Annotated in this window: 19 protein-coding genes and 1 pseudogene; 10 read left to right on the top strand and 10 right to left on the bottom strand. The window is 72.7% G+C overall.

Annotated features, from left to right (window positions below):
• Positions 1-3 precede the first annotated feature (3 nt).
• Positions 4-996: a rod shape-determining protein gene (locus ACI78S_RS17185; RefSeq protein WP_456975496.1), complete on the bottom strand. Its 993-nt coding sequence runs from the start codon at positions 994-996 to the stop codon at positions 4-6.
• Positions 997-1802: 806 nt separating this feature from the next.
• On the opposite strand from ACI78S_RS17185, the gene ACI78S_RS17180 reads away from it, so the two are divergent.
• The 3 genes from ACI78S_RS17180 to ACI78S_RS17170 all read left to right on the top strand — a co-directional run bounded on the left by ACI78S_RS17180 (position 1803) and on the right by ACI78S_RS17170 (position 6073).
• Entirely contained in the window at positions 1803-2660 is an 858-nt protein-coding gene (locus ACI78S_RS17180; RefSeq protein WP_456975494.1) for a S8 family serine peptidase, read from the top strand.
• A 377-nt stretch (positions 2661-3037) separates the two neighbouring features.
• Positions 3038-3808, top strand: coding sequence for a cyanobactin maturation protease PatG family protein (locus tag ACI78S_RS17175; protein WP_456975492.1), 771 nt, complete (start codon positions 3038-3040; stop codon positions 3806-3808).
• A 1203-nt stretch (positions 3809-5011) separates the two neighbouring features.
• The gene (locus ACI78S_RS17170) at positions 5012-6073 is read left to right on the top strand and encodes a DUF2235 domain-containing protein (RefSeq protein ID WP_456975490.1); all 1062 of its coding nucleotides are present in this window, start codon (positions 5012-5014) and stop codon (positions 6071-6073) included.
• 105 nt (positions 6074-6178) lie between these two features.
• On the opposite strand, the gene ACI78S_RS17165 is transcribed toward ACI78S_RS17170, so the two are convergent.
• The 4 genes from ACI78S_RS17165 to ACI78S_RS17150 form a co-directional block, all read right to left on the bottom strand.
• Positions 6179-6418: a putative signal transducing protein gene (locus ACI78S_RS17165; RefSeq protein WP_456975488.1), complete on the bottom strand. Its 240-nt coding sequence runs from the start codon at positions 6416-6418 to the stop codon at positions 6179-6181.
• Between the two features lie 53 nt (positions 6419-6471).
• A complete protein-coding gene (locus ACI78S_RS17160) occupies positions 6472-7227 on the bottom strand; it encodes a ferredoxin reductase (RefSeq protein ID WP_456975486.1) in 756 nt (251 codons plus the stop codon).
• A complete protein-coding gene (locus ACI78S_RS17155; RefSeq protein WP_456975484.1) occupies positions 7197-7799 on the bottom strand; it encodes a molybdopterin-dependent oxidoreductase in 603 nt (200 codons plus the stop codon). Before ACI78S_RS17155 ends, ACI78S_RS17160 begins: the two co-directional genes overlap by 31 nt.
• Positions 7800-7879: 80 nt before the next feature.
• Entirely contained in the window at positions 7880-10681 is a 2802-nt protein-coding gene (locus ACI78S_RS17150; RefSeq protein WP_456975482.1) for an AAA family ATPase, read from the bottom strand.
• A 523-nt stretch (positions 10682-11204) separates the two neighbouring features.
• On the opposite strand from ACI78S_RS17150, the gene ACI78S_RS17145 reads away from it, so the two are divergent.
• Together ACI78S_RS17145 and ACI78S_RS17140 are read left to right on the top strand one after the other, a co-directional pair.
• Positions 11205-11678: a DUF5709 domain-containing protein gene (locus ACI78S_RS17145; RefSeq protein ID WP_456975480.1), complete on the top strand. Its 474-nt coding sequence runs from the start codon at positions 11205-11207 to the stop codon at positions 11676-11678.
• A gap of 34 nt (positions 11679-11712) precedes the next feature.
• The gene (locus tag ACI78S_RS17140; protein WP_456975478.1) at positions 11713-12009 is read left to right on the top strand and encodes a DUF6510 family protein; all 297 of its coding nucleotides are present in this window, start codon (positions 11713-11715) and stop codon (positions 12007-12009) included.
• A gap of 548 nt (positions 12010-12557) precedes the next feature.
• Here the strand turns inward: ACI78S_RS17140 and ACI78S_RS17135 are convergent.
• The 3 genes and pseudogenes from ACI78S_RS17135 to ACI78S_RS17125 form a co-directional block, all read right to left on the bottom strand.
• Positions 12558-13301, bottom strand: coding sequence for an alpha/beta fold hydrolase (locus ACI78S_RS17135; RefSeq protein WP_456975476.1), 744 nt, complete (start codon positions 13299-13301; stop codon positions 12558-12560).
• Positions 13302-13414: 113 nt separating this feature from the next.
• On the bottom strand, positions 13415-13987 hold the full coding sequence (locus ACI78S_RS17130; protein WP_456975474.1) for an alpha/beta fold hydrolase: 573 nt from the start codon (positions 13985-13987) through the stop codon (positions 13415-13417).
• Positions 13988-14091: 104 nt separating this feature from the next.
• Positions 14092-14388, bottom strand: a pseudogene (locus ACI78S_RS17125) (alpha/beta fold hydrolase); the annotation flags it as partial.
• A gap of 194 nt (positions 14389-14582) precedes the next feature.
• Here ACI78S_RS17125 and ACI78S_RS17120 point away from each other — a divergent pair.
• On the top strand, positions 14583-15188 hold the full coding sequence (locus ACI78S_RS17120) for a TetR/AcrR family transcriptional regulator (protein WP_456975472.1): 606 nt from the start codon (positions 14583-14585) through the stop codon (positions 15186-15188).
• Between the two features lie 230 nt (positions 15189-15418).
• Positions 15419-17368, top strand: coding sequence for an ATP-dependent zinc metalloprotease FtsH (ftsH, locus tag ACI78S_RS17115; protein ID WP_456975470.1), 1950 nt, complete (start codon positions 15419-15421; stop codon positions 17366-17368).
• Between the two features lie 55 nt (positions 17369-17423).
• On the opposite strand, the gene ACI78S_RS17110 is transcribed toward ftsH, so the two are convergent.
• The gene (locus tag ACI78S_RS17110; protein ID WP_456975468.1) at positions 17424-20186 is read right to left on the bottom strand and encodes a helix-turn-helix transcriptional regulator; all 2763 of its coding nucleotides are present in this window, start codon (positions 20184-20186) and stop codon (positions 17424-17426) included.
• A gap of 227 nt (positions 20187-20413) precedes the next feature.
• Between ACI78S_RS17110 and ACI78S_RS17105 the strand changes: the two genes are divergently transcribed.
• Positions 20414-21376, top strand: a complete 963-nt coding sequence (locus ACI78S_RS17105; protein ID WP_456975466.1) for a thioredoxin — start codon at positions 20414-20416, stop codon at positions 21374-21376.
• Between the two features lie 65 nt (positions 21377-21441).
• Here the strand turns inward: ACI78S_RS17105 and ACI78S_RS17100 are convergent, their stop codons facing one another.
• On the bottom strand, positions 21442-22671 hold the full coding sequence (locus ACI78S_RS17100) for an epoxide hydrolase family protein (RefSeq protein ID WP_456975464.1): 1230 nt from the start codon (positions 22669-22671) through the stop codon (positions 21442-21444).
• Positions 22672-22938: 267 nt separating this feature from the next.
• Here ACI78S_RS17100 and ACI78S_RS17095 point away from each other — a divergent pair, with 267 nt between their 5' ends.
• Entirely contained in the window at positions 22939-24207 is a 1269-nt protein-coding gene (locus ACI78S_RS17095; RefSeq protein ID WP_456975462.1) for an epoxide hydrolase family protein, read from the top strand.
• A 334-nt stretch (positions 24208-24541) separates the two neighbouring features.
• A complete protein-coding gene (locus tag ACI78S_RS17090) occupies positions 24542-25255 on the top strand; it encodes a DUF6875 domain-containing protein (protein ID WP_456975460.1) in 714 nt (237 codons plus the stop codon).
• Positions 25256-25866 lie beyond the last annotated feature (611 nt).

Here is a 25866-nt window from a genome sequence, read left to right as displayed (position 1 = left end):
CGGTCAGCCCCGGCCGTAGGCGGCGAGCAGCCGGCGGTCGCGCACCGCCCGCGCGGCGCCTTCGGCCACGCAGGTGGTGGGTTCCTCGGCCAGCTTGACCGGCAGACCGAGGCTGCGCTCCAGCTCGACCGGCAGGCCCTGGACGCGCGAGGACCCGCCGAACACCAGCACCCCCTCGGCGAGCACGTCGGCGATCGCCTGCGGGGGCAGGTCGTCCAGGCAGGCGGCCAGCGTCCGGACGATCTCGTCGGTGATCGGCCGCACGGCGTCGGTCACCTCCGCCGCGTGCACCGTGGCCAGCCGGGGCCGGCCGGTGGCGGCGTCGCGGCCCTGGACGACGATCGGCCCGTCCCCGTCCGACCCGGCGCGGATCTTGAACTGCTCCGCCTCGACCTCGCCCACGTGCAGCTGGTGCTGCTCGCGGAGGTACCGCAGGACGGCCAGGGTCATCTCCTCCCCGGCCAGCTTGCTCGTCCGGTGGGCGAGGACCCCGCCGAAGCAGAACGCCACCGCCTCGGCGGTGCCGCCCCCGACGTCGACGACCATGTGCACGCGCCGTTCCAGCGGGTCGATGCCGCAGCCGACCGCGCCCGCGATCGAGCCGTCGAGGGCCGTCACCGGCCGGATGCCCGCCTCCTCGGCGGCCTCCAGCAGCGCTCGGCGCTCCAGCGCGGTGGAGCCGGCGGGGACGCCGATGACGGCGCGCAGCGGGTACTCCCACACCCGTCGTCCGGCCTTGTGCAGGACCGAGCGGAGGTACAGCCGCGTGGTCTCCAGGTCGGTGACCACCCCGTCCTGCAGCGGCCGGAGCGGGGTGAACCTGTCGGCGGGGGCGCGCCCGAGGAGCTCGGCCGCTTCCTGCCCGACCGCGAGGACCCGCCCCCGGCGGGCACCGTCGCGACGCAGCAGCATGACGGACGGTTCGTCGTAGACGATGCCGCGGCGGGCGTCGCTCACGACGGTGGTGGCGGTGCCCAGATCGATGCCGAGTCCCAACGGTGGCCTCCTGACCGTCGGTTGTCGCACCAGTCTGGGGGGCGTACCGGCGCAGGGTCCAGATGCGCCGCCACCGTCCGGTCGTATCGCGCTGGTGAGGCGGCCCGCGCGAGAGCAGGAGTTGCGGCCACGGCGGCTGCCCCGTTGGTCACTGCCCGCGGTCGGGAGCGGCCGCCACCATCTCCGGCCGGGATGCGCACCGGCCGGACACCGGTGCCTTCGAAGCCCGGAGGGGGCCCGCGATCCACACACTGGTCCGCCGCACCGTTCAGGCGACTCATTCCACCCACGCATCAGGCGAGCAAGTGCGCTCGACCGGGCGCACCCAGCCGGTGGCTCACGACCTCCGCGCACGAGCACACGACCTAGCTAAGCGCCATGTCGCCAACGCAGTGGATGAAGTCGGCTCGGGGCGGGAGAACCCGTGGGGTCGCGATTCATGTTCCTCTGCCTCGAATTGTTGCTCTGCAGCGGATGGGCCGTTGCGCCTGGCGTCCGACGCTAGGCGCTTCGGGGGTGGCGGAAGTCGGACTAGGCGCAAGGCGGCGCACTGCCCGCTTCTTCCTTGGCAGGCGACCAGAGACCTCACATCAACCGACGGTCACGACACGCGCACTGGAGCGAATAGCGGTTCCATCACGCGGTTGACTTCCGACCGGCGGTCTCGGGTTCTTTCCTATCCTTCCTGCAGAAAGCGGTGCTACCCCACATCTCACTCCACTCCGGCATAGGTGGAGGGGAAGGGAGGTGGTGTCACGAGCAACCAGTTCACCGCTGTCCTTGCACGGACCAACGTTTCTCGGCTCATGAGCCTCACCGAAGGAGCGGCGAGCGTTCGGATCGGACTGATCGACGGCCCGTTCGATGCAGCGCACCCTCGTCTCGCCGGTTCTCGAATGCGTCTGTCGGGGCGGCTGCCCAGCTCGGCGGCGTCGAACGAACTGAGGCACGGCACATTCAGTGTGGGAACCCTCGCCAGCGATCGAAGTGGTGTCCCACCCGGCATGTGCCCGGGGTGTGAGATCGTCGTGCACCCAATCTCCTTGCGGCACACCGCCCGTCATGGGAATTGCTCGGCGGGGGGCGTGAAGGAGTTGGTTGCGGCCCTGCTCGACCTGGTGGAGCAACACGTTGACGTGATAAACATCAGCGCGGCCGCGGTATGGCCCACCTATGACGATGAGCAACTGCTGAGAATAGCCTTGGACAGGGCAGCACAACTCGGCGTACTCGTCGTCTCGGCGGCGCCGAGCAAGCTGTTCGGCGCTGGGTCGACACTCACCCGACATCCATGGGTGCTACCCGTCGCGGCGAGCACGGCGGACGGAGTGCTCACGCAGCATGTACCGCGATCGGTTCAGGTCAACGGAGTTCGCGCTCCCGGGGAGCGCGTTCCGGGACTGGCACCTGGAGCGGGTACCGCCGAGATGTCGGGCAGCAGCGTCGCGGCGATCGTTACGACCGGGATGATCGGTCTGCTGCTCAGCCTCGACGGTCCCGCGTCGGCGCAGGCCGTGCTGCGAACGCTTCGACGATCGGATTTGCCGCAATCGCTGCGCCGCGGTGCAGGGCCGCCACTCGTCGATGCATGGGAGGCACACCGTGCTCTATCGCTTGTTCCACCGCAGGCAACGGACAGAAGCCTCGAGGGCGCCGAGCAGTGACGTGGCTGGTGGAGATACGAGCGGGCCACGGCTGCGGCGCATTGGCGTGCCGGGCTTCATCTTGGAAGGTGAGATCGGGCTAGGTGACGTCATCGCGCGAGCCACCACGTTGGCCGGCATTCCGCCATGTGGCGGCTGCAGGCAACGCGCACGCCGCATGAACGAGAGAGTCCTGCTGGTTGGAAGGAAGGGCGAGCATGACGGCCAGCACTAGCGCAGCTGAAGCGCCCTTTGAGCCGAGGTCTGGTCCTAGTGATGGCGACTCCTTCACGAAGGCACCAGCCGGCCCGGCTTTCGATGCAGCGGGACGGGCCCCAGACCGCAGGGTCGGCGAGGAGCTGGACCGTGCGCGGTTTGGTGAGCTCACACCTACATTCGTGTACGCGATAGGCCGCATTCGCCCGGTCTTCGCATCAGTTGCCGTAGAGAAGGAGTTCGCGCAGGCCGTCGCCAGAGTCGACGAGCCAGTGGGCGCGACCGACCGCCAGCTTGTCGCAACCATCCTTTCCGACAGGATGAATCGGTATCTCGCCAGACACATCTGCTGGGTGTTCGTCATCGAAGGGCTGGAGACGTACATCGTTGTTCCACGTGACCCAGCGGATTTCGATCTGCTCATCGATGCCGTACGCGCCGAACCTCACCCGGGAGACGTCGATGTGCTCCTAGGAGTCAGGGGCTCGCCTGCAAACCCTGGAAGTTGCGGCGGGCTCGTGCTTCCTGTGGTAGCGATGGATTCCCTGTACTCGTTCGACAGGGACGAACTCGTCGATTCGCTGCCGATGAGAGACGGGACTTCAGCAGAGGAACGACGTCACTTCAGGCGATCGTCCCTCGAGCTGTTCGACCGCGTGATGCAGGTCGCGGACAACCAGGGTGCCGCGGACGAGCATCGCGCCCTGAACTATCTTGCCGTCAGATACCCGCAGATATACTTGAAGACTGCGGAGCAATTTGCGGACGGCGCATCCCTGCACGGAGTTGAGGTCCGCCCCTCACGCCTTGCTGGCGCGCGATCCATCCTGGATGTCATATTCACCTACCGGGATCGGCGCACCGACTACAACACCAAGTTCTTCGTCCGCGTCGACGTCACAGAGGAATTTCCGTTCCTGGTCACTAAGCTGACGCCATACTTCGATCGCTGATGGAGTCATCATGTCTCGCCGCCCACCAGGATTCTACGCCTCAGCCACGCTGCCACCATCGCAGCGCTATGTGCGGAACTCTCGGGGTTGGTCCGCGATCTCTCGACGCGGAGTAGCTCTTCAAGACATCAACGAGATAAGACGCTTTTACGAGGACACCTATGGTGCCGACGACCTCGGCCCCGGGTGGGATGCATTTGGAGAAGGCGGAGGCGGCTACGGCTCGGGCCACTCCGCCGAGCGCCGTGGGCGTGGGGGAAGGTGGCGACCACCCCCAGACGCGGCTGCTAGCGAGCCGGGGACCGGAGGTTCGGGACCCTACGGGCAGTTCTCAGCAGAGGAGTGCCAGACGCTCGCCAGCAGTGATCGCGCCGCCTGCAAGGCTGGCTTCCGAATCCTCTGCGCAATGGGGATCCCGATATTCCCCGTCGGCGGCCCCGCGGCAGGAGTGGTATGTGCTCAGTACTGGAGCGAATGGTGCAACGTCAACGCCGACAAGAAGCTCAAGAACTGCCTGGAATGGGGGGAATTCCGCTAGGCTCCTGATGGAGGGGTTTCGCGGATGCCAGTCTCCACGAACCGTCCTCCTCCGCGAGTCGATGGCCGTTACCCATGGTCGGAGCGGCATCGCGATGAGGGTTTCGAGGCGGTCAGAAGCGAGAACGGTGACATGCCGGGGCATCTCCGGGCACAGGCTGCTTGGCGTGACGGGGCCCAGCCCCTCCGCGACCGGGCGCAGCCACGGGCTGGCTTGCCGACGTCCCTTCGCAAGACGAGACCTCCGCGGTCATGGACCGCCCGGAGGTTCACATCGGTGACCGAGGGAGGCTTTCAGGATTCGCGCACGGCTGAGCTCCTACCTTCAGCGGTCGGTCACATGGCTCGAGAGCCGGTGGAGGTCGGAGAAGCCGGGGTCCATACGCCCGGAGCGCGCTCGGCCCGAGACGAGGCGAGGACGCTGTAGGGACGTCGTGGTAGCTCTGAGCCTGCGCGGTGGTGGTCGGAAATGACCAGTCGCGGGCGGGGGCGACCGGACACGTCAACCCCACCTCGTCGCGGCGGACGACCGGCTCGGGTCCTCGGTGACGCCGCCGTGGCGCATCGTCGCCGACCTTGTCCACCCACCGGATCTCGTGGACGCTGTGGCTCCTCGTTCGTCGAGGGGAGGCGGCGGGTGGCGCAGACCCGGGTCGGACGCAGCCGGTGAACATCGTCGTGCTCCTCGACGGGACGTGGAGCGACGCCAACACCCACACGAACATCGCCCAGCTCGACGCGCGGGTTCCGCGTCGCGTCGGCGCAGCGGTGCAGGAGGTCTGCTACGTCGAGGGCGTCGGGACCGGCCCCTTCGACCGCCTGCGGGGCGGCATCCTCGGCGCGGGGCTGGACGACGACATCCGCCAGGCGTACGGGTTCATCGCGGCGCGGCACCGCTCCGACGACCGGATCCACCTCCTCGGCTACAGCCGCGGCGCCTTCGCCGCGCGAAGCCTCGCCGGCATGATCGCCAAGTGCGGGCTCGTCGACGAGGCGGACCTGCCCGCGACCGCCGTCTTCGAGCGCTACCGCGACACCGACGCCCCGGGCCTGCGGGAGATGCAGGAGGGGGAGAAGCCCGCCCGCACCGCCGAGGACGTGCTCGTGCTGGCCCGCTCGCGGCTGGTGCGCATCCGCTTCATCGGGGTGTTCGACACGGTCGGGGCCCTGGGCATCCCCGGCGGCATCGGCCGCCTGCTCAACCGTCGCCGCTACGCGTTCCACGACACCCGCCTCAGCGGCCTGGTCGACGTCGCCTGCCACGCCGTGGCCGTCGACGAGCACCGCAAGCAGTTCGCGCCGACGCTCTGGACCAGCGTGCCGATCCCGATCCCGCAGCACCCGACGCGGGTGGAGCAGCGGTGGTTCGTGGGGGAGCACGCGAACGTCGGCGGCGGCGGGACGGCGACCCCGGCCGTCGACAACCCCCTGTCGGTCCTCGCACGCGAGTGGATCGCCGACCGGGCGGTCGCGGCCGGCCTCGTGGTCGAGCCGCCCCCGGTCCCCCTCACGGGGAAGGAGTGGGCGGGGCGGATCCACGACTTCTACGGCAGCTTCCTCGGCCGCCTCGCCCGTCTCGTCCCCGGCACGAAGCCCTACCTCCGGCCGGTGCGGACGACGATCGGCGAGGCCCTCGACGGCTCGGTGGTCCGCCGCTGGAGAGAGGGGAAGCCGCCGTACCGTCCCCGCAACCCGTACCTCGAGCCGTGGATCCGGTCGCAGCTCTGACGGGGGCGCCTACCCGCACCGCACCCGTGCGCGGCTCGCTCGACGCCGCGGACCGGCCGCCGCCACGCGCGGGGTCCTCCGGTCCACGCGCAGCAGGAGCCGCCATCAGCCGCCACCCACCGGTCCACCTGCGTCGTCGACGGTGGCGAGGAGCTCGCGGGCCGTCCGCTCGTCGGCGGCGGGGACGAGCACGTGCACTCCGTTCAACTGCCACTGGGGCTCCTGCCCACCGGCGTCGTCGGTGCTCACGGCCGCCCCCACGCCGTGGCTCCGGAGCAAGCCCGCGATGAGCTCGGCCTCGATGCGGCTGCTCACCACGGCGACCGACACGGGCGCGCTCGTCACGAACCCACTCCCTCCGTGCTCGGTCGTGCCGGGCCCGGGTCGGGGCCGACGGCTCAGGACGGCTGAGGAGATCCCCCGAAGCGCTCGAGCCGGATCTCGGACGGCGGGTGACCGAGGTCGACCAGCAGCGTGGCGACGCTCTCGACGAACTCGGTGGGACCGCAGACGAAGATCCGCGGCCGGGCGGCCGGCGGCAGCGCCCGGGCCTCCAACATGGCCCGGTCGACCCGTCCGGTCGGCCCGGTCCAGCCTGCCGGGACCTCACGGGTCAGGGTGATCGTCGCGCGGGACCCCAGGGTGTCGCGGCCGAGGACGTCGTCGAGGCTGCGCACCGAGTACAGCAGGCGCACCGGTGTGGAACTGCCCGTCCGTCGGTGGTGGTCCAGCATGGCGAGGAAGGGCGCGACGCCGGCGCCACCGCCGACCAGCTGGACCGGGCGGCGGCCCTCGGCCGGCGGTCCGTCCTCCCGCGCGGACCACACGAAGTACCCGCCGATCGGACCGCGCAGCTCGAGGAGGTCACCGGAGCGCAGTTCGTCGGTGAGATACGGCGAGACCTCCCCGTTCGGGAAACGCTCGACCAGCAGGTGCAGCCGGGGATCCTCCGGAGGGGATGCCACGGAGTAGCTGCGCTGCGCGGTGTAGCCGTCCTCCGCGGTCAGCTTCAGGTCGACGTGCTGACCGGGCAGGTGGCCGGGCCACCCCGGGACGTCGAAGAGGAGCCGGTTGACGCGCGCTGTCTCGGGTCGGTTCTCGAGGACCGTGGCGCGCAGCCAGCTCAGTCGCCGCTGTACCGCTGCTCGAGCCATGGGTCGCCGCGATCGTGGTAACCGAACGTCTCCCAGAAGCCGGGCTCGTTGAACCGCGTCAGCGCGAAGCCGCGGAGCCACTTGGCGCTCTTCCAGAAGTAAAGGTGCGGCACCAGCAGCCGGACGGGTCCTCCGTGCTCGGGAGGCAGCGGCTGACCGTCGTAGCTGTCCACCACCCACGCCCGGCCGTCCGTCAGGTCCGCCAGCCGGTGGTTGGTCGTGTAGCCGCCGTCGCAGAAGGCGGTCAGGTACTCGGCCTCCGTCCTGACCCCTGCCAGCAGGGTGTCGACGGCGACCCCCTCCCACCGGGTGTCGAACTTCGACCACTTCGTCACGCAGTGGATGTCGACCGAGATCGCCTCGCGCGGCAGGGCCCGGAACTCGTCCCAGGTCCAGCGCCGCAGGCCGTCCACCTCACCCTGGATGGTCAGGTCCCACGCGCTGAGCGGCGTCCGCGGTGTCGGGCCCGCCGAGAGCACGGGGAAGCTGCCGCCGACGTCGTACTGACCCGGCGGGAGCCGCTCGTCCCGTCGCACGGCGTGGTGACCGAAGCCCCGAGACACCACCGACATGACCCCTCCCGGTGTCGATCGGGTCCGACCCTGGACGAGCCAGCGGTGCTGCGCATCAGTCAAACAACGGTCCCGGCCGGTCACCCCGCCCTGGAGGGCGGGCCGGTCCCGGCCGGCGCGACCGCGCTGAGGGCGTCCCGGAGGGCGGCCCTGGAGCTGATGCCGAGCTTGGGGAACACCCGGTAGAGGTGCGCCCCGACCGTCCGAGGGGAGAGGTACATCCGGCTGCCGATCTGCTTGTTCGACAGGCCGGATGCGGCGAGCATCGCGATCTCGTACTCCTGCGACGTCAGCTCCCAGCGGCGAGCATCGAACAGCGCCGCTCCTGCGGCCGCCCCGGTGGCGGCGAGCTCGCTGGCGGCACGGGCTTCCCACGGCTCCGCCCCCAACCGCCGGAAGGCCTCCAGCGCCGCCGTCAGGTGGAGCCGGGCGGCGCGCGTCGCCCGGCTCCGCCGGAGGTGCTCGCCGTAGACGAGCCGGATGCGTGCCTGGTCGAAGGGGTAGCGATCGAGCTCCGGGATGGCGAGGGTGGTCTCGAACAGCCGCGTCGCCTCCTCGCCCGACGCCACGAGCGCGGCGGACCCGGTCGAGATCAGCCGCAGCCAGGGACGGTCACCGAAGATGCTGGCGCACCCCATGGCGGCCACGTGCTGCTCGGCCTCGGACCGGCGTCCCGTGCGGACGGCGGCCTCGACTGCGTCCATGGCGACCCACAGGGCGATCGGCCTGTGGGGGGCGAAACCCCCGAGCGGGGTGATGTCGGTCAGATGTCGGTAGGCGTCCTCGAACTGACCCAGCCCCAGGGCGGCCAGCCCGCGGACATGGCTCGCGAAGTGCCCGCAGAGGTGCACGCCCCGCGACAGGGCCGCCGCCTCGAGGTGATCCGCCGCCGCACGGGCGGTCGCCTCGTCGCCACGTGCGGCTGCGATGAGGGCCTGGCAGTACACCCCGGACGTCGTCATCAACCGGTAGCCGAGACCCTCCCCCCAGGCGACCCCCTCCTCCGCCGTTCGGTCAGCCTCGTCCCAGCGCCCCTCGCGGCGAGCGTCGTGGCAGAGCAGCAGGAGGGCGTTCACGGCCGATGCGACGGCGCCGCCGGCCCTCCCGTCCTCGACCACCCTCCAGAGGGCCTGCCGGCAGGCGGGAAGCCGTTCCGCGTAGAGCGCGGCCGTGCCGACCCGCACCACGCGGGAATGGTCCGACTCGCCCTGGACGGTCGACACCAGCTCGTCCAGCCCGTCGAGCTGCTCCGGCGTCGCGCGCGCCGGGTCGGCGAACAGGCCGGCGGACGCGGCCAGCACGGCAGGAGGGGTGCCACCCAGTCCTTCCAGCGCCTGCACGAACGGATCCCAGAGCTCGTCCCGTCCCGCGAAGTGGCAGGCGAGCAGAAGGCTGTGGAGGGCGTCCTCCAACGAGCCGGCGTCCGTCGCGGTGCGGTGCTGAAGAGCACGCACGAGCACCATGTGGGCGGTGTCCACGTCGCCGTCACCGTGGAGGAGGTGGTGTGCCGCGGCCATCGCCACGGGGACCGAGCCGGCGGCTCCGGGGTCGGCCGCGTGGGCCTCGGAGAGCAGCGGGGGAACGTTGCGCAGGTAGCCGGTGACGTCCGCGCCCACGAAGGCCGCCTCGGCCAGGCGTCGGGCGCGCTCCGGACCGCTGGGCGTGAGGTGCGCGGCCTGCAGCAGCACACGAACCGACCGCGGGGCGTCGCCCTTCAGCCGTGCCCGGTCGGCCGCGAGGTCCAGGAGGTCAGCGGCGCCCGCATCCGGACCGACCGCCGACTGGGCGAGGTGCCAGGCGCACCTCTCGGGGTGGTCGAGCAGCGCGTGCGCCAACGCGCGATGCGCCCGGAGCCGCTCGCCGCTGGTCGACAGGTCCACCACCGCTGCGCCGATCAGGGGGTGGCGGAGCGACACGTGCTGCGCGGCGACGTCCACGCGGACCAGGCGATCGTGCTCGGCAGGGGCGAGGCCGTCCAACCAGGCGTCGTCACCGGCCGCCGCCCGGAGCGTCCGGAGGTCCCCCGTCACGTCGAGCGCGATGAGGAGCAGCAGTTCGCGCGTCGCGGCCGGCAGCGCCCCCAGCCGCTGGCCGAATAGCCGGCGGAGTGACGTGCTCAGGCGGAGCGATCGGGGGAGGGGCGCGGATCCGGCCCGCTGTTCGGCAGTCATCACCTCGGGGAGTTCCCGCAGTGCGCGCGGATTGCCCTGGGCGGACGACAGGACACGCTGCCGGATGGACCCGGTCAGGGTCGGGAAGCGTTCGTCGAGGACTTCGCCCGCGGAGTCGCCGTCCAGCGCGGGGAGGTCGAGCTGCGGAAGACCGGCGTCCAGGAGGAAGCAGTCGCTTCCCGTGCGCGCCGCGCCGAGGAAGCCGATCCGGCTGCCCACGAGGCGCCGGGCGACGAAGCCGAGCACCGTCGTGCTGACCGTGTCGAGCCACTGCAGGTCGTCCACCTGGACGAGCACCGGCCGGCTGCTCGCCGCGTGTCGGAGGAGCGCCAGCGAAGCGGCCGAGACGAGGAGCCGAGCGGGCACCGGGCCCCGGCTCAGCCCCAGGGGCACGGTCAACGCCTCCCGATGCGGCTCCTGCAGGGCCTCCACCTCGTCGAGAAGGGGCAGCAGCAGCTGGTGGAGCCCCGCGAAACCGATCTCGGCCTCGAAGTCCACGCCCTGTGCGCGGAGAACGGTCGCGCCGGACGCCGCGGCCTCCTGCGCGGTGGCGTCGAGGAGAGCGGACTTCCCGACACCGGGTTCGCCGGTGACCAGCAGCGCCGCGCCGGCGTCGGAGACCGACCCGAGGAAGGCGGTGAGCACCGCTTGCTCGGCCGACCGCCCGATCAGCCGGTTCGGGATCCAGCGGGGGAGCAGCACCTCTGGCACAGGGGGACCCCCTCCGGCGACGTCCGGCCGTCGACCGGACTGAACGGCCCCGCTCCAGCCGACCGGCGACCGGTCGCCCGCCTGGCTGAGAGTCTCTCTCAGGAGCGGTCCGGGCCACCAGCACCTGTGCCGCGGCGACGGCGTTTCCCCACCAGCAGTCGGATGACCGATGCGCACCGGATCGTGTCGGGTGAGAGTCCATCAGGGAGGCGACCGCGTCGCCGGCAGGACGGGCGCGACCGGATCGCCGGAGGACCTACGGACGGAGAGACATCGATGCCGGCCTACGGATCGTCTGCGGCGACGACCAGCAGGTCGGACGCGGGACCTCCGAGATGAGGACGTCGAGCACGAGGACGGCTGGACCGTGCTCTGCCGCGGGGACGACGCCATCCTGCGGGTGCGGGATCCCCACGCGCGATCGCTCGGGCGCGTCGACCAGCGCCCGGACGACCAGGCCCGCTGACCGTTCGAGAGGCGACGGCCGGCGGAGTCGTCGACCGCGTCGCCGAGGAGGTCCTCCGTGAACCCCTTCCTCTTCGGTTCCGACGGGACCGATCCCGAGGAGGACTCCGGCGTCCTCGACCCCCCGGACACCCTCGAGGACCTCGACGGTGTCCCGGATGTGCTGGACACGGGATGGTCCCCGGCCGAGCGCCCGTGGGCGGTGACGGACTGGGGGACCACCGAGCGCGAGGAACTCGCCGGAGAGAGCCTCACGGGCCGCCTCGCCCGGGAGATCCCGGAGCAACGCCGGTTCGAGGGGGACGGACTGGGTGATGCCTCCGACACCGACGGGGAACTCGTCGACCAGGAGGTCGGCGCGGTCCGGTCCGGCCGGCTCGTGGAGACGTTCGAGACCTGGGGCGACGTGGAGCCGGAGTTGCACGGGCTCGACGTCGGGGTCGACTCCGGCGGCGCGTCCGCCGAGGAAGCAGCGGTGCACCTCGTCCCCCTGGAGGACGACGACTGGTCGCCCGGCTGGACGGAACGGTGAGCAGCCGCCCTGTGCGTTCGAACGGAGGTGTCCCATGACCGAGACCCCCGGGTCGCCTGACCGGCGGCTGGACGGCAACGCGGCGGCCGGGGTGCTGCGCGAGGTGCTCGCGGTGGACCCGACCACGGCCGTCTCGACCTGCGCGCACTGCGGGAACCCCGCGCCGCTGGGTGCGCACCTGGTCTACGCCGACGCGCCGGCGCTGGTCATCCGGTGCCCGGGCTGCATGCAGGTGGTCATGCGGTGCGCCTCGGACGACGCGGGCCTGCGACTGGAGATGAGCGGCGTCCGCCTGCTCCGGATGCCGTCTGCGGGGAACGGCTACTCCTGACGGCTGGGCAGCGGGGCGCGGGGTTCGGCGGCGCCGTCGAGGTGGTCGAGCTCCGCGAGCACGCCCGCGACCTGGCCGACACCTCGTCACCGGCTGCTCGATCGACGCGCTGCGCGGCGGGATCAGCACGGTCCCGGCGCCGACGCCGTCATCACCGCCGCGCCGGTCCTCCCCGCCTCCTGCACGGCCTGCTCGAGACCTCCACCGCCGTCCTCGACGACGACGCCCTCGCCGGCACCCCGTGCTCATCGGCGCCACCGCGGGCACGGCGCGGCACTCCTGGCACCTGAGTTCGATCCGGCCCCCGTTCGCCCGCTTCCGGGCGCGTGCGTCGTCCCCACCGCGGTGCTCGCCGCCACCGGTGACCGGGCGGGCAGCACCTGGGTGACCAGGGCCTCGTCCCGCGGATCGAGCGGGCCGAGAGGAACGCGCGACGTGATCGCGGGCCGTCGGCCCGCCGTCCCGACCGCCCCCTCCACCAGCCCCGGGTCCCGCTCGAAGGGTCGCTGAGGGGTCGCTGCGGAGCGCGATCCGGCCGGAGAGCACCCCTACGCCGACAGGGCCGCCAACGCCTGCTGGAGAACGTCGACGACCGCCTTCGGCTGCGTGATCATGATGACGTGGGAACCCTCGACCTCGGTCACCCTCGCGCCGGCGCGGTCCGCCATCGTGCGGAGGACATCGCTCCCCGCGGCCTTGTCCCCGGTCGGGATCACGGCCCAGGACGGCAGGCTCCGCCAGGCCGGCGCTGACGTCGGCTCACCGAAGCCCAGGACCGAGATGGGGCGCTGGGTGGCCGCGAGCACCAGGGCCTGCTCCTCCGGCACGTCGGAGGCGAAGGCGTCGTGGAACTTCTCCGGATGGATGGCGAACTCGATCTGGGTGTCCTCGCCCTCACCGGTCGGGTACCGCCACTGGACGAGGGCGTCCATGAGCACGCTGTCGACGGAGTCGGCCTCGATGTCCTGCAGCGACTCCCCGTCGTCGGGCGCGAAACCGGCCACGTACACCAGACCGACGACGTTGCCCGCCCGCAGGGCGGCGTTCGTGATGACGGCTCCGCCGTAGGAGTGACCCACCGCCAGCACCGGCCCGGGGATCTGGGACAGCGCGCTGGCCACGTAGGCCGCGTCGTGGGAGATCCCGCGCAAGGGGTTCGACACGGCCCGCACGGGGGTCCCGCCGGCGAGCAGCTGTGCCACGACGTCGTTCCAGCCGGCGCTGTCGGCGAAGGCGCCGTGCACCAGTGCGACGGTCGGTCCCCGGCCGCCGGTGGCTGCCGCTTCGCTCATCGTGGTCTCCTTCGGACGTGGGACGGTCTGGTGGTGGGCCCCCGGCCGGGCGTCCGGAGGGAGCGGCACGCACGTCGGGAAGCCTCGCCGGGCCCCGGACGGCGCCGCATCGGTCAACCGACCTCGTCGTCGCCCGTCCCTGAGGAGGAGGCCGCCGCCGTCCCCGGCCGCGTCCGGGTGTGGAACCGGCGGATCGCGGCGAGCACCTCGCCGGACCGTTCCTCCATGATGAAGTGGCCGCAGTCGACGGCCCGTCCGGTGACGTCGTCCGCCCAGTCCCGCCAGACGCCGAGGGTGTCGTACCAGGCCTCGAGCGCACCTCTGCCGGCCCACAGGACCTGCACCGGACAGCGGATCCGTCGTCCGGCGGCCCGGTCCTCGTCGTCGCAGCGGCGATCGCAGGTGGCGCCCGCCCGGTAGTCCTCGCACATCGCCTCGATGGCCTCCCCATCGCGAGCGCACCGGACGTAGTCCGCGACCGCCACGGGGTGGAACCCGCGGATGGCGCCGCCGAACTCGGCGTCGAAGAAGAAGAAGTCGGGATCGCGGCCGATGAGCCGCTCCGGCAGGGGGTGCGGCTGAGCGAGGAAGCCCCAGTGCCAGTAGCCGAGCGCGAGTCGGTCGTCGGCGCGGGCCCACGCCTCGCCGGTCGGGAGGACGTCCACGACGGTGAGGCGGCGGACCACCGCCGGATGGTCGAGCGCCATGCGGTAGGCGACCCGTCCGCCCGGTCGTGCCCCACGACGTCGAACGACTCGAAGCCCGGCCCGCTCATCAGCGCGATGCAGTCCTCGGCCATGGCCCGCTTGCCGTAGCTCTCGTGTCCCGGCGCCGCTGCGGGTTTCGAGCTGTCCCCGTACCCGCGCAGGTCCGGGGCCACGACGGTGAACTCGCGCGCGGGGTCGCCGGCCACGAGTGCCCATGCCAGGGGCGTCTCGGGGTAGCCGTGCAGGAGCAGCAGCGGTGGCCCCGACCCTCCGTAGCGGAGCCGGAGGGTGACCTCGCCGGCGGCGACGAGGGAGAGGTGGAGGGCCTCGAAGGCCCCGGGCACCCGGGCGCCGCTCCCGCTCTCCGCGTGCAGGGACATGCGTTCCTCCCGCGGTGCGGGTCTGTCGAGGGGACGTCGCATCGTGCCGGGGGAGTGCCGGTCGCAGCATGAGTCGATCGACTGAACGCGGTCCCTTCCCGAACGGAGGACAGCCGTGGAGGAGCGGTCAGGGGCGGTGTCACACTCCACCGCGGTCAGGATCGGTGCGTCGGCGCGGTGCGAATGGGGGCGGCATGGCTGCGAGCGGCCCCGGCCCCGGTCCGGCCTCGCGGGAGCAGCGACGCGCCCGGATCGAGCAGATCGCCCTGGAGCTCTTCCTGGCCAGGGGGTTCGACCAGGTCACGGTGGAGGACGTCTGCGCGGAGGCCGGCGTGGCCCCGGCCACGTTCTACCGCTACTTCGGGACCAAGGAAGAAGTCGTCTTCGCCTACCAGGAGGAGTTCACCGCGGCTCTGGGCAGGGCGCTGGAGGCGAGCGCACGATCCGGCGCGGCCACCCGGCTCTCGGTCGTGCTGGAGGAGTTCGCCCTCTTCCTGGAGTCCCGGCAGGACATGCTCGCGGTCCGGGACCCGATCGTCCTCGGCCACGCACGGCTCATGCAGCGGACGCTGGCGGTGCAGCGGCAGCTCGAGGGAGTCCTGGCCGCCGGCTTGGCGGGGATGCGCGGGCTGGCCGAGCCCGATGCGGCAGCCCTCCTGGAGGCCGGTGTCGGCCTCGTGGTGCTCCGCGTGGCCGTCCGTTCGTGGCGGGCAGCCGGAACCGGCTCGCTGGCCGAGGCCGTCCGGCAGACCTTTGCCCGGTTGCAGGCGTTCGCGGCCGCATCAGCCGCGGAGGGGTGAGCGGACGACGGCGAGCGTCGGCGCCAGGGAGCGGTCCAGGGATCCTCCCTGGCGCGACCACGGGCGGCCGCACCCCAGGGTGATCGCGTCGCGTCGACCGACGTGCAGCGCCGACACCGGAGGCCGCGATGGCAGATCCCGCCCGCGACAGCGGTAGCCGAGGACGTGAGGGCCTGCGCCGACGGAACACCGGGGACCCCGGCCGTCCCGCCCCTTGGCGGACGGAGGGCATGCCGGGGAGGCCCTCGTCCGGCACTCCGGCGCAGCGGCCCCTGCTGCGCCGCTTCTGGTGGTGGCTGATCGCCGCCCTGGCGGTCAACTGGATCCTCATGTCGGTCCTGACGGAGCCTCCGGCGCGGACCGAGGTGTCGTACACGTTCTTCACCGAGCAGCTCGACAGCCGCAACGTGGACGCGGTCACGTCCGAAGCGGACACGATCCAGGGCCAGTTCCGCACGGCGGTCGACTACCCGCCCGGCTCCGGGGACGCGGCCGCGGTCGATCGGTTCGTCACCCAGCGCCCGTCCTTCGCCACCGACGACCTGCTGGGGCGCCTGGAGGCTGCCGGCGTCACCGTCGAGGCGACCGACCCGGACGCGGCACCGCCGCTCTGGCAGCAGGTGCTCGTGGGCTTCGGGCCGACGCTGCTGCTGGTCGGGCTGGTCCTGTGGTTCCTCCGGCGCAGGGCCTCGGCATCGGGCGCGCTGGGCGGGTTCGGCAGGTCCCGGGCCGACCTCTACCAGCCCGACTCGGGTCCGCGCACGACGTTCGCCGACGTCGCCGGCATCGACGAGGTCGAGCACGAGGTCGTGGAGATCGTCGACTTCCTCCGCGACCCGCAGCGCTACAGCCGCCTGGGGGCGCGCATCCCGCGCGGCGTGCTGCTGTCCGGCCAGCCCGGGACGGGCAAGACGCTCCTCGCCCGTGCCGTGGCCGGCGAGGCCGGGGTGCCGTTCTTCTCGATCTCCGCGTCCGAGTTCATCGAGGCCATCGTGGGGGTGGGCGCCAGCCGGGTGCGCGACCTGTTCGACCAGGCGAAGAAGGTGGCACCGTCCATCGTCTTCATCGACGAGTTGGACGCCATCGGCCGGGCCCGCGGCGGCGCGTTCGCGGCCGGGGGAGTGGACGAGCGGGAACAGACCCTGAACCAGATCCTCACCGAGATGGACGGCTTCCAGGGCAACGAGGGTGTCGTCGTGCTGGCCGCGACGAACCGCCCGGAGATCCTCGATCCGGCCCTGCTGCGGCCCGGTCGCTTCGACCGCCGGGTGTCCGTCGCCCCACCGGACCAGCGCGGCCGGCACGAGATCCTCCGGGTCCACACCCGGCACGTGCCGCTGGCACCGGACGTGGACCTCGCCGCCGTGGCCGCGGCGACGCCCGGCATGGTGGGCGCCGACCTCGCCAACCTGGTCAACGAGGCTGCGCTCACCGCCGCTGGGCGGCACCGCGAGCAGGTGACGTCCGCGGACTTCGCCGAAGCGCTGGAGAAGATCCTGCTGGGCACCGTGCGGGGCATCGTCCTCACGCCGGAGGAGAAGCTGCGGACGGCCTACCACGAGTCCGGGCACGCCCTGCTCGGCATGCTGACCCCGGGCGCCGATCCGGTGCGGCGGGTGACGATCATCCCGCGCGGCCGGGCGCTGGGCGTCACGGTCCAGACCCCGGTGGTCGACCGGTACGGCTACTCCGCGAGGTACCTGCGGGGACGCATCGCCGGCGCCCTCGGCGGACGGGCGGCCGAGGAGGTCGTCTACGACGACGTGACGACCGGGGCGGAGAACGACCTCGAGCAGGCGACGCAGCTCGCCCGCCAGATGGTGGGGCGGTGGGGCATGTCGGGCGCGGTGGGTCCGGTGTCGGTCCTCCCTCCGTCCGGCACGGAGCAGCCGTTCGGCCTCGACGGCGTGGCACCCGGCACCAGGCAGCTGGTCGATCAGGAGGTCAGGCGTCTGCTGGACGAGTGCTACGCCATGGCGGTGGAGGCGCTCCGGGGCAACCGCGATCGGCTCGACCGGCTCGCCCGCACGTTGCTGGAGCGCGAGACGCTGAACGAGGACGAGGCGTACGCGGCCGCCGGCATCGACCGCGCCGCCGCGCCGGCCGCCCTGGTCCGGGGTGAGACCCCCGGGAGGGAGCGCGCCCCGGGGCTGCCTCCGGCGGCGGCGGCCGTGCCGTGACCGGCCGCACCCGGGAGGCCTGTGGACGGGGCCGGCCCGGGCGTGCGGTCGAGGCTCACGGGACGGCGCTGTCCTGCAGCGTCCGTCGCAGCTCACGGCGGCCGGTGACACCGAGCTTGGGGAAGATCTTGCGCAGGTGCCACTCCACCGTCCTGGGGCTGATGAAGAGCATCGCGCCGATCTCCGGATTGGTGAGCCCTCCCGCAGCGAGCCGGGCGATGTGCGCCTCCTGGGCGGTGAGGTCCGCGAAGGTCTCGACGGTCCGCTTCCGCGCCGTCTCGCCGGTGGCGAGGAGCTCCCGTCGTGCCCGATCGGCGAACGCCGTGAGCCCCATGGCGGCGAGTTCCTGGTGGGCCGTCCGCAGCTGGACCCGGGCGTCCACCCGTCGACCGACCCGCCGCAGCCACTCGCCGTAGAGCAGCCGGGCGCGGGCGAGGTCGGGCCCGATGCGCGTCCGTCCGAGCCGCTCGATGCCCTCGAGGTGCAGCCGTTCCGCCGCGTCGTCCGTCGACAGCAGGGCCCGCCGGCTCGCCTCGATCCCCAGGGCCCAGTCGGTGCCGCTGGCCCGCGTCAGGGCCGAGAGCTCCGCCAGCGCGGACGTGGCCGCCCCGGTGTCGCCCCCGCGGGCGCCGGCCTCGACGAGCTCGGCCAGGGCCCACTTCGGTGGGCCCAGCCGCAGCGGATCGGCCGCCGCCTCCTGCGCCGCCCGCAGCGCGTCGCCGTAGCGGCCGAGCCCGTTGAAGAGGACCGAGCGGGCCCACTGGACCATGTCCACGCCGACCCCCTCCCCCCGGGAGACGACGTCGGCCAGGCAGCTGCGGAACAGCGGCTCGGCCTCCTCGGCCGCTCCCCGGAAGGCGAGGAGAGCGATCGCGCCGTAGGGAGCCAGACCGCTCGTCGTCACGTCGCCCACCCACTCGGCCTCCTGCACGGAGGAGTCGGCGGATGCGAGGTCGCCGCTGAACACCTGGACGACGGCGCGGGTGTTCAGCGCCAGGGGCAGGGCGCTGAGGGCACCCGCCTGCCGGGTCTCCGCCAGGTGCCGGCGGGTGAGCACGTCCCAGTTCCCGTCGTCCCAGAGGGACGCCGCCGTGGCCGCGGCCAACCAGGCGAACCGCAGGCCCTCGTCGACGGTCAGGTCCTCGGTGACGAACCCGCGCACTCCCTGCCGCAGGCGCGGCACCGCCGCCGCGTAGCCCTCCGTGAAGAGGACGGCGAGGCCGTCCAGCAGCACGTCGTCCTTGCGCGGGGCGTGCGGTCGGGGGGCCGCTCGCACGGCCCCGGCCACCTCGCGCGCCCCGGGACCCGCCGCGAGCCGTCCGGCGAACAGCGCGGCGGACAGCGCGTCGAGGTAGGTGTCCCGGGCCGTCGAGGGGTCCACCGGCTCCAGCTGGCGGGCCGCGGCGAGCAGCAGGGGGAGCGCCTCGCTGCCGCGGTCGGCGAGGAACGCGAGCTGGGCGCGCAGCAGGTCTGCCCGGGCGCGCTCCGCCACCCCGAGCGGCCCGGCCTCGGCCGTGGTGAGCAGCACCGCCGCGTCGTCGAGCTGACCCGCGTGGAGCTTGGCCTGCGCGGCATCGAGGGAGCGGCGGACGCGTCGCGCCGGCTCCGGGGTCAGCGCCGTGGCCTGCTCGAGGAAGGCGGCCGCGGCGGCCCAGCCGCCGTGAGCCAGTGCCCGCCCGGCGGAGCGTTCCAGCTCGGCGGCGGCCTCCTCGTCCGGGCCGACGACGGACCGCGACCGGTGCCACGCCCGCCGATCGGGGTCGACGTCGGGATCGGTGGCCTCGGCCAGCGCGCCGTGCACGAGGCGCCGCTCCGCCGGCGTGGCCGACCGGTAGACGGCCGATCGGACCAGCGGATGGCGGAACCGGACCCACTCGCCGAACTCCACCAGGCCGGCCGCTTCGGCGGCCCTGGCCGAGTCGAAGTCGATGCCGAGCTGCTCGGTGGCCCGCCGCAGCAGGGCGACGTCGCCGACCGGTTCCGCGGCCGCGGTGAGGAGCAGTCGCCGGGAGGGCGCCGGGAGCGGGGTCACCTGACGCAGGAACCCCTGCTCGAGACGGCGGACCAGCGGGGTGGACGTGCTGCCGGTGGCACCGCCGAAGACGACCTCGGCGGTCGTCAGCCCCCGCGGGAGCTCCAGGAGGGCCAGCGGGTTGCCGTGCGCCTCCGCGAGGATGCGGTCCCGGACCCGCAGGTCGAACGTGCCGGTGACGGCCGTCTGGAGCAGTGCTGCCGCGTCGCGGGGACGCAGCCCCCGGACCACGCAGACCGGGAATCCGGCCATCACCGGCGGCTCGTCGGTGTCGCGGACGGCGACCACCACGGCCACCGGCTCGGCAACCAGCCGGCGGGCGACGAACTCGAGCGTCTCCAGCGACGCGCGGTCGAGCCACTGCGCGTCGTCGACGACGCACACCAGCGGTCGTTCCTCGGCCACCTCGGCGAGCAGCGTCAGCACCGCCAGGCCGACGAGGAAGCGGTCCGGTGCGCTCCCCGCGCGCAGCTTGAACGTGGTGGCGAGGGCCTCCTGCTGCGGGCCCGGCAGCTCGCCCAGCCGGTCCAGGAAGGGGCTGCACAGCTGGTGGAGCCCCGCGTAGGCGAGCTCCATCTCCGACTCGACCCCCGCGGCGCGCCCGACCGTGCAGCCCCCGGCGCGGGCGACGAGGAAGTCGAGGAGCGCCGTCTTGCCGATCCCCGCCTCGCCGCGCAGCACGAGCACCTGGCTGCGACCCGCCTGCGCAGCCGCGACCGTGCTGGTCAGCAGCTCGCACTCGGTGCGCCGCCCCAGCAGGCCAGGCCACGTCGCCGTACCCGACATGCGCATCCCCTCCTGGGGGGCGGGCCGACCGCCCCGGCCGTGCCGAGGGACTCCCGGGCTCGTCACGCTAGGTGGGCGCGCCGGCGGGGCACATGGGTCATTCGACTCCGATGGCGGGACCGGCCCGGGCAGCGGCAACACCAGGGCATGTGACGGGCGCGACCGGCGCGGCGGACCCGCAGCCTTCCCGCGTCAGCTCCGACGGGCAGCCCACTGGAGGTCCCGGCATGACCGTGTTCGACCGCCTGCGTCTGCACATGCCCTCGTTCGAGGGTGCCACCGCGTGGATCAACAGCGAGCCGCTCGATCCCGAGAAGTTGCGCGGCTCCGTCGTCCTCGTCGACTTCTGGACGCTCACCTGCATCAACTGGCTGCGCACCGTGCCCTGGATCCGCGCCTGGTCACGGGCCTACCGCGACGACGGCCTCGTGGTCCTGGGTGTGCACACGCCCGAGTTCTCGTTCGAGCACGACGTCGACCTGGTCCGCCGGGCGACGGCCGCACGGGGCATCGACCACCCGGTCGTCGTCGACAACGACTACGCCATCTGGAACGCCTTCGACAACCACTACTGGCCGGCTCTCTACTTCGTCGACCGGGACGGCATCATCCGCGACGAGCACTTCGGCGAGGGGCGCTACGAGAAGTCCGAGCGGGTCGTCCAGCGGCTGCTCGGGGTGGAGCGGGCACCGGTCGCCGTCGAGGGGGAGGGTGTCGAGCAGGAGGCCGACTGGGCCCACCTGCGCACGCCGGAGACCTACCTGGGCTACTGGCGCGGCGGGGCAGCCGTGGTGCCGGCGGGCGGCGCTCGGCGTGACCAGGTCGGGACCTTCGAGCTGCCGGCGCGGCTGCGGGCCGACTCCTGGGGACTCCGGGGTCGCTGGACGGTCGCCGGCGAGAAGGTCGTGCTGCAGGAGGCCGGCGGCGGCATCGCCTTCCGGTTCTCCGCGCGGGACGCGCACCTCGTGCTGTCCGGCACCGACGGCGCACCCATCCCGTTCACCGTGCACCTCGACGGGGCGGCACCCGGCTCGGCGCACGGGGTCGACGTCGACGAGCAGGGGGACGGCGTCCTCCGCGAGGGGCGGATGTACCAGCTCGTCCGGCAGCGCGACGGGGTGCGCGAGCGGCAGCTGGAGATCACCTTCCACGGGGCCGGCGCGGAGGCGTACTCCTTCACGTTCGGGTGACCGGGGGCGTCGGATGCCCGCGGGGGCGTCGGCCCCGCGGGCACTCCGCGCTCAACGACGGGGGCTCAACGACGGGGCTCGGGGATCCGGGACCCCCGCTGGGGCCGGAACGCGGCCCGGACCTCGTCCGCGAAGATCTCGGGCTCCTCCCAGGCGGCGAAGTGGCCACCCCGCCCCACCTCGTTGAAGTAGGCGAGCGTGGGGTAGCTCTGCTCGGCCCAGGTCCGCGGCGTCCGCCAGATCTCGCCCGGGAACGTGGTGAAGCCGACCGGGACCGCGACCGGCGGAGGAGCCTGGCGCGCCGCGGCCGCGGCGGGGGCGTCCGGCCCGTAGCTCTCCCAGTACGACCGGGCCGCCGACGCCCCGGTGCCGGTCAGCCAGTACACCGTGATGTTGTCGAGGACGTGGTCGCGGGTCAGGTTGCCCACCGGCTGCCCAGCCACGAAGGCTCGGGAGATCTTGTAGTACGAGTCGGTGTCGTGGTCGAGCATCCAGGCGGCCAGGGCGACCGGTGAGTCCAGCAGGCCGTAGCCGATCGTCTGCGGCCGGGTCGCCTGCTCCAGGAAGTAGGCGAAACCGCTCGAGCGGAACGTGCCGATCGCGTCCAGAGCTGCGCGCTCCTCGTCGGTGTCGCCGGGCAGGGCGCTGCCCAGCGCCGTCACGAGCAGGTTCAGGTGGATCGCGAGCAGCCCCTCGGGGGCCTGGCGACCCATGGCGTCGGTGACGCCCGCGCCCACGTCACCGCCCTGGGCGACGTAGCGGGAGTAGCCGAGGCGGCGCATCAGCTCCGCCCACGCCTTGCCGACCCGACCCACGTCCCAGCCGACCTCGCGCGGTTCGGCGGAGAAGCCGTACCCGGGCAGGGAGGGCAGCACCAGGTGGAACGCGTCCTCCGCCCGCCCGCCGTGGGCGGTCGGCTCGGTGAGCGGGCCGATGGTCTCGAGCAGTTCGACGACCGAGCCGGGCCAGCCGTGCGTCATGATCAGCGGCATCGCGTCCGGGTGCGGCGAGCGCACGTGGATGAAGTGGACCTCCACCCCGTCGATCTCGGTGACGAACTGCGGCAGCGCGTTCAGCCTCGCCTCGCAGCGGCGCCAGTCGTACTCGTCCGCCCAGTAGCGCGCCAGCTCCTGCACGGTCGCCAGCTGCACGCCCTGCGACCGATCCGGCACCAGCTCCTGCGTCGGCCAGCGCGTCGCCTCGATGCGCCGGCGCAGGTCGGTGATCGCGTCCTCCGGGACGTCGATCCGGAAGGGGCGGATCGCGATGCCGGACGTCGCGCCGGCAGCGGTCATCGTCGGGACGGTCGACCGGGACATCGGTGCCTCCTGGCACTCGGGGCGCTCGTGGTCGACGAGCGGTCGGAGGGGTGGTGGGGCACGACCCTCGCGGCGCCGCCCCGCTCTTCGCACCAGGGACATCCACGGGCGCCTCCCCGGGCCGCACGTCCGGGTCCGCGGACCCGTGTGCCCACCAGGGACATCCACGGGGGCGACGTCCTGTGCCGACTGCCAGCGTGACCAGACCCCAGCGACCTCGAGCGCGTCTGCCAGGAGGAATCGATGTCCCGGTCAACCGCCGCCCCGGCGACGCCGGCTGCCGCACACGAGCCGGGCAGCGGGATCCGGCCGTTCAGGATCGAGATCCGGGAGGAGTCGCTGGCCGAACTGCGCAGACGCCTGGAGGCGACCGTCTGGCCGGAACGGGAGACGGTCGCGGACACGTCGCAGGGTGTGCCGCTCGCGATGATGCAGGAGCTGACGCGCTACTGGGCGACCGGGTACGACTGGCGGAACTGCGAGGCGCGGCTGCAGGCCCTGCCGCAGTTCGTCACCGAGATCGACGGGCTCGACATCCACTTCATCCACGTGCGCTCGCAACATCGCGACGCCCTGCCGATCGTCGTCAACCACGGCTGGCCCGGCTCGATCATCGAGCAGCTGAAGATCATCGACCCGCTGGTGAACCCGACGGCGCACGGTGGCACCGCGTCCGACGCATTCCACGTGGTCATCCCGTCGATGCCCGGCTACGGGTTCTCCGGCAAGCCGACGAGCACGGGGTGGGGTCCCGAACGCATGGGCCGAGCGTGGGACGAGCTGATGACCCGGCTCGGCTACACCCGCTACGTGGCGCAGGGCGGGGACTGGGGTGCCTTCGTCGTCGACCAGATGGGGCTGCATGCGCCCGAGGGACTGCTCGCCATCCACACGAACATGCCGGCCACCGTCCCGGCCGACATCGACCACGTCCTCGTCGCGGGCGGCCCGCCGCCGTCCGGTCTCGCGGACGACGAGCGGCGCGCCTGCGAGCAGCTGCTCAGGACCTACCAGCAGGTCGAGTACGCCCGGTACATGGCCGCCCGGCCGCAGACCCTCTACGGCATCGCGGACTCGCCGGTGGGGCTGGCCGCCTGGCTGCTCGACCACAACGACGCGGACGGCCAGCCGGCCGCGGCCGTCGCGGCCGCCCTCGGCCGCACCACCAGCAGCAGCGGTGAGCTCACGCGCGACGAGATCCTCGACAACATCACCCTCTACTGGCTGACGAACACCGGTGTCTCCGCGTCGCGGCTGTACTGGGAGTACAAGGGCGGCTTCTTCAACGCGAAGGGCGTCTCCGTCCCGGTGGCCGTCAGCGTCTTCCCGGGGGAGCAGTACCAGGCTCCGCGCAGCTGGACGGAGCGGGCCTATCCCCAGCTCGTCCACTACAACACGCTGGACAGGGGTGGGCACTTCGCGGCCTGGGAGCAGCCGTACCTGTTCGTGGAGGAACTGCGTGCCGGGTTCCGGTCGGTCCGGGGACCGCAGATCCCCAGCCCGCGCAGCTGACCGTGAGCACCGGCGCGCGACCGGGCGTCCGACAGTCCGTCCCCCGGGGATCGCGCCCGAACGCCCGCGACCCCGGGCCGGGCACCGGCCGGATGCCGTCGGCGTACCTCGTCGCACACGACGAGCCGCTGGTCGGCCTCGTGCCCGACGGGTCGGGCCGGCAGAGCCGGATGACCGGTGGCCGGGGAGCCGGGCCGACGCGCAGACCAGGCACCGGCCAGGGTGTTCGACGGGCGTCGCGTGCCGCCGGGGTCGAGCAGGCTCGAGGCCTCTGAGCGATCCCGGGATCGCCTGCGCCGCCAGGGGGTAGCCATGTCGTCGCCAGGGGGTAGCCATGTCGTCGCAGACCGAGTCGTCGACCACACTTCTCCTCCCGCTCCACGAGCTCGAGGGTGCCCGTGGTCTCGGGGACCGGGATCGGGAAGCGCTGGCCGCCGTCGCCGACTGGATCACGTCCTTCATCGTCAGACCCCATGCCGAACTCGGCCGCCCCGGGTCCGTCTGCCCCTTCGTGCCCAGGTCCCTGGATCGACGGTCGCTCTGGCTGGCTCCCGAGCGCGTGGGCGACGGGGGTCCGCCGCACGTCATCGAGCTCATGAACGCGTACAAGCGCCGGCTGCTCGAGGTCGGAGCCACCCGCGGCGACGGATCCGCCGACGACGTGATCGTCGTCGTCTTCCCGGACCTGCCCGCGCACCGGGCGCAGCCCCTGTTCGACGAGGTCCTCCGGCAGGTCGCCGTCCCGTCGTACGTCGAGGACGGGATCGTGTTCGGGCCGTTCTACGACGGCCACCAGGGGACCGCCATCTACAACAGCGACTTCCATCCCTTCCGGTCACCCGTGCCGTTCATCTTCGTGAGGCACGGGGTGCTGGACGACTGGAAGTTCTTCCTGGACCAGGAGGACTGGTTCGGCCACTGGGCGCGGCGCTTCGGCGGATCAGCGGCCCACGCGCTCGCCGAGGAACTCCGCCGACTGCCGTGGAACGCGCGGCGCGACCAGGAGCCCCCGCCGGTCGGCGCCGGAACGCCGCTCGGGCACCGCTGAACGGCGAGGTCCATCGCCCGAACGACCGCGCCGGCGGCGCCCCAGGGTGCTGACGCGGTCGTCACGACCCTCCACCCGATGGGCCCGCCCGGGTTGCCGTCCAGGGACGCCGGTCACCGCTCGGGCCGCCCGGGACCACGGCGTCGCCAGGCTGATGCACGTGTCCACGGCCGGGGTCTACGACCGTTCGGCCGGTGTGGGGGACACCGCCGAGGACGGTGCTCTCCTTCGTGCTGGTCCGCACGCCGGCGGTCATGGGCCCCGGCGACCGCACGGACGAGCGGGCGGTGCACGGCGGTCCGGGACGGCCGGACCGTCATCGCAGGTCTTGCAGGACGTCCCGCGCGCTGCGTTCATCTTCTCGACGGCGATTGCGCACAGGTCGGGCGTTCTGACCGATCGATATGCGGCTGGCTGACACCCGGCGCCGTGTCCGGGTCTTCCGCCTTGCCGTCGCCCTTGCCGTCGCCGCGATCGTTCCCGGTCGACGCCGTGCGCAGTGCTGGAAGGTGGGACTGTTGCTGCGGCCAGGGAGCCGAAGAGGGTGACGCGGTCCTCCGGAGCAGGAGTGGTGGCACCAACAGGCTGCTGGGCAAGCCGAGAAAAAGGTG

Source organism: Geodermatophilus sp. SYSU D00815, assembly GCF_054050035.1.
This window is presented reverse-complemented; position numbering and strand designations above follow the sequence as displayed.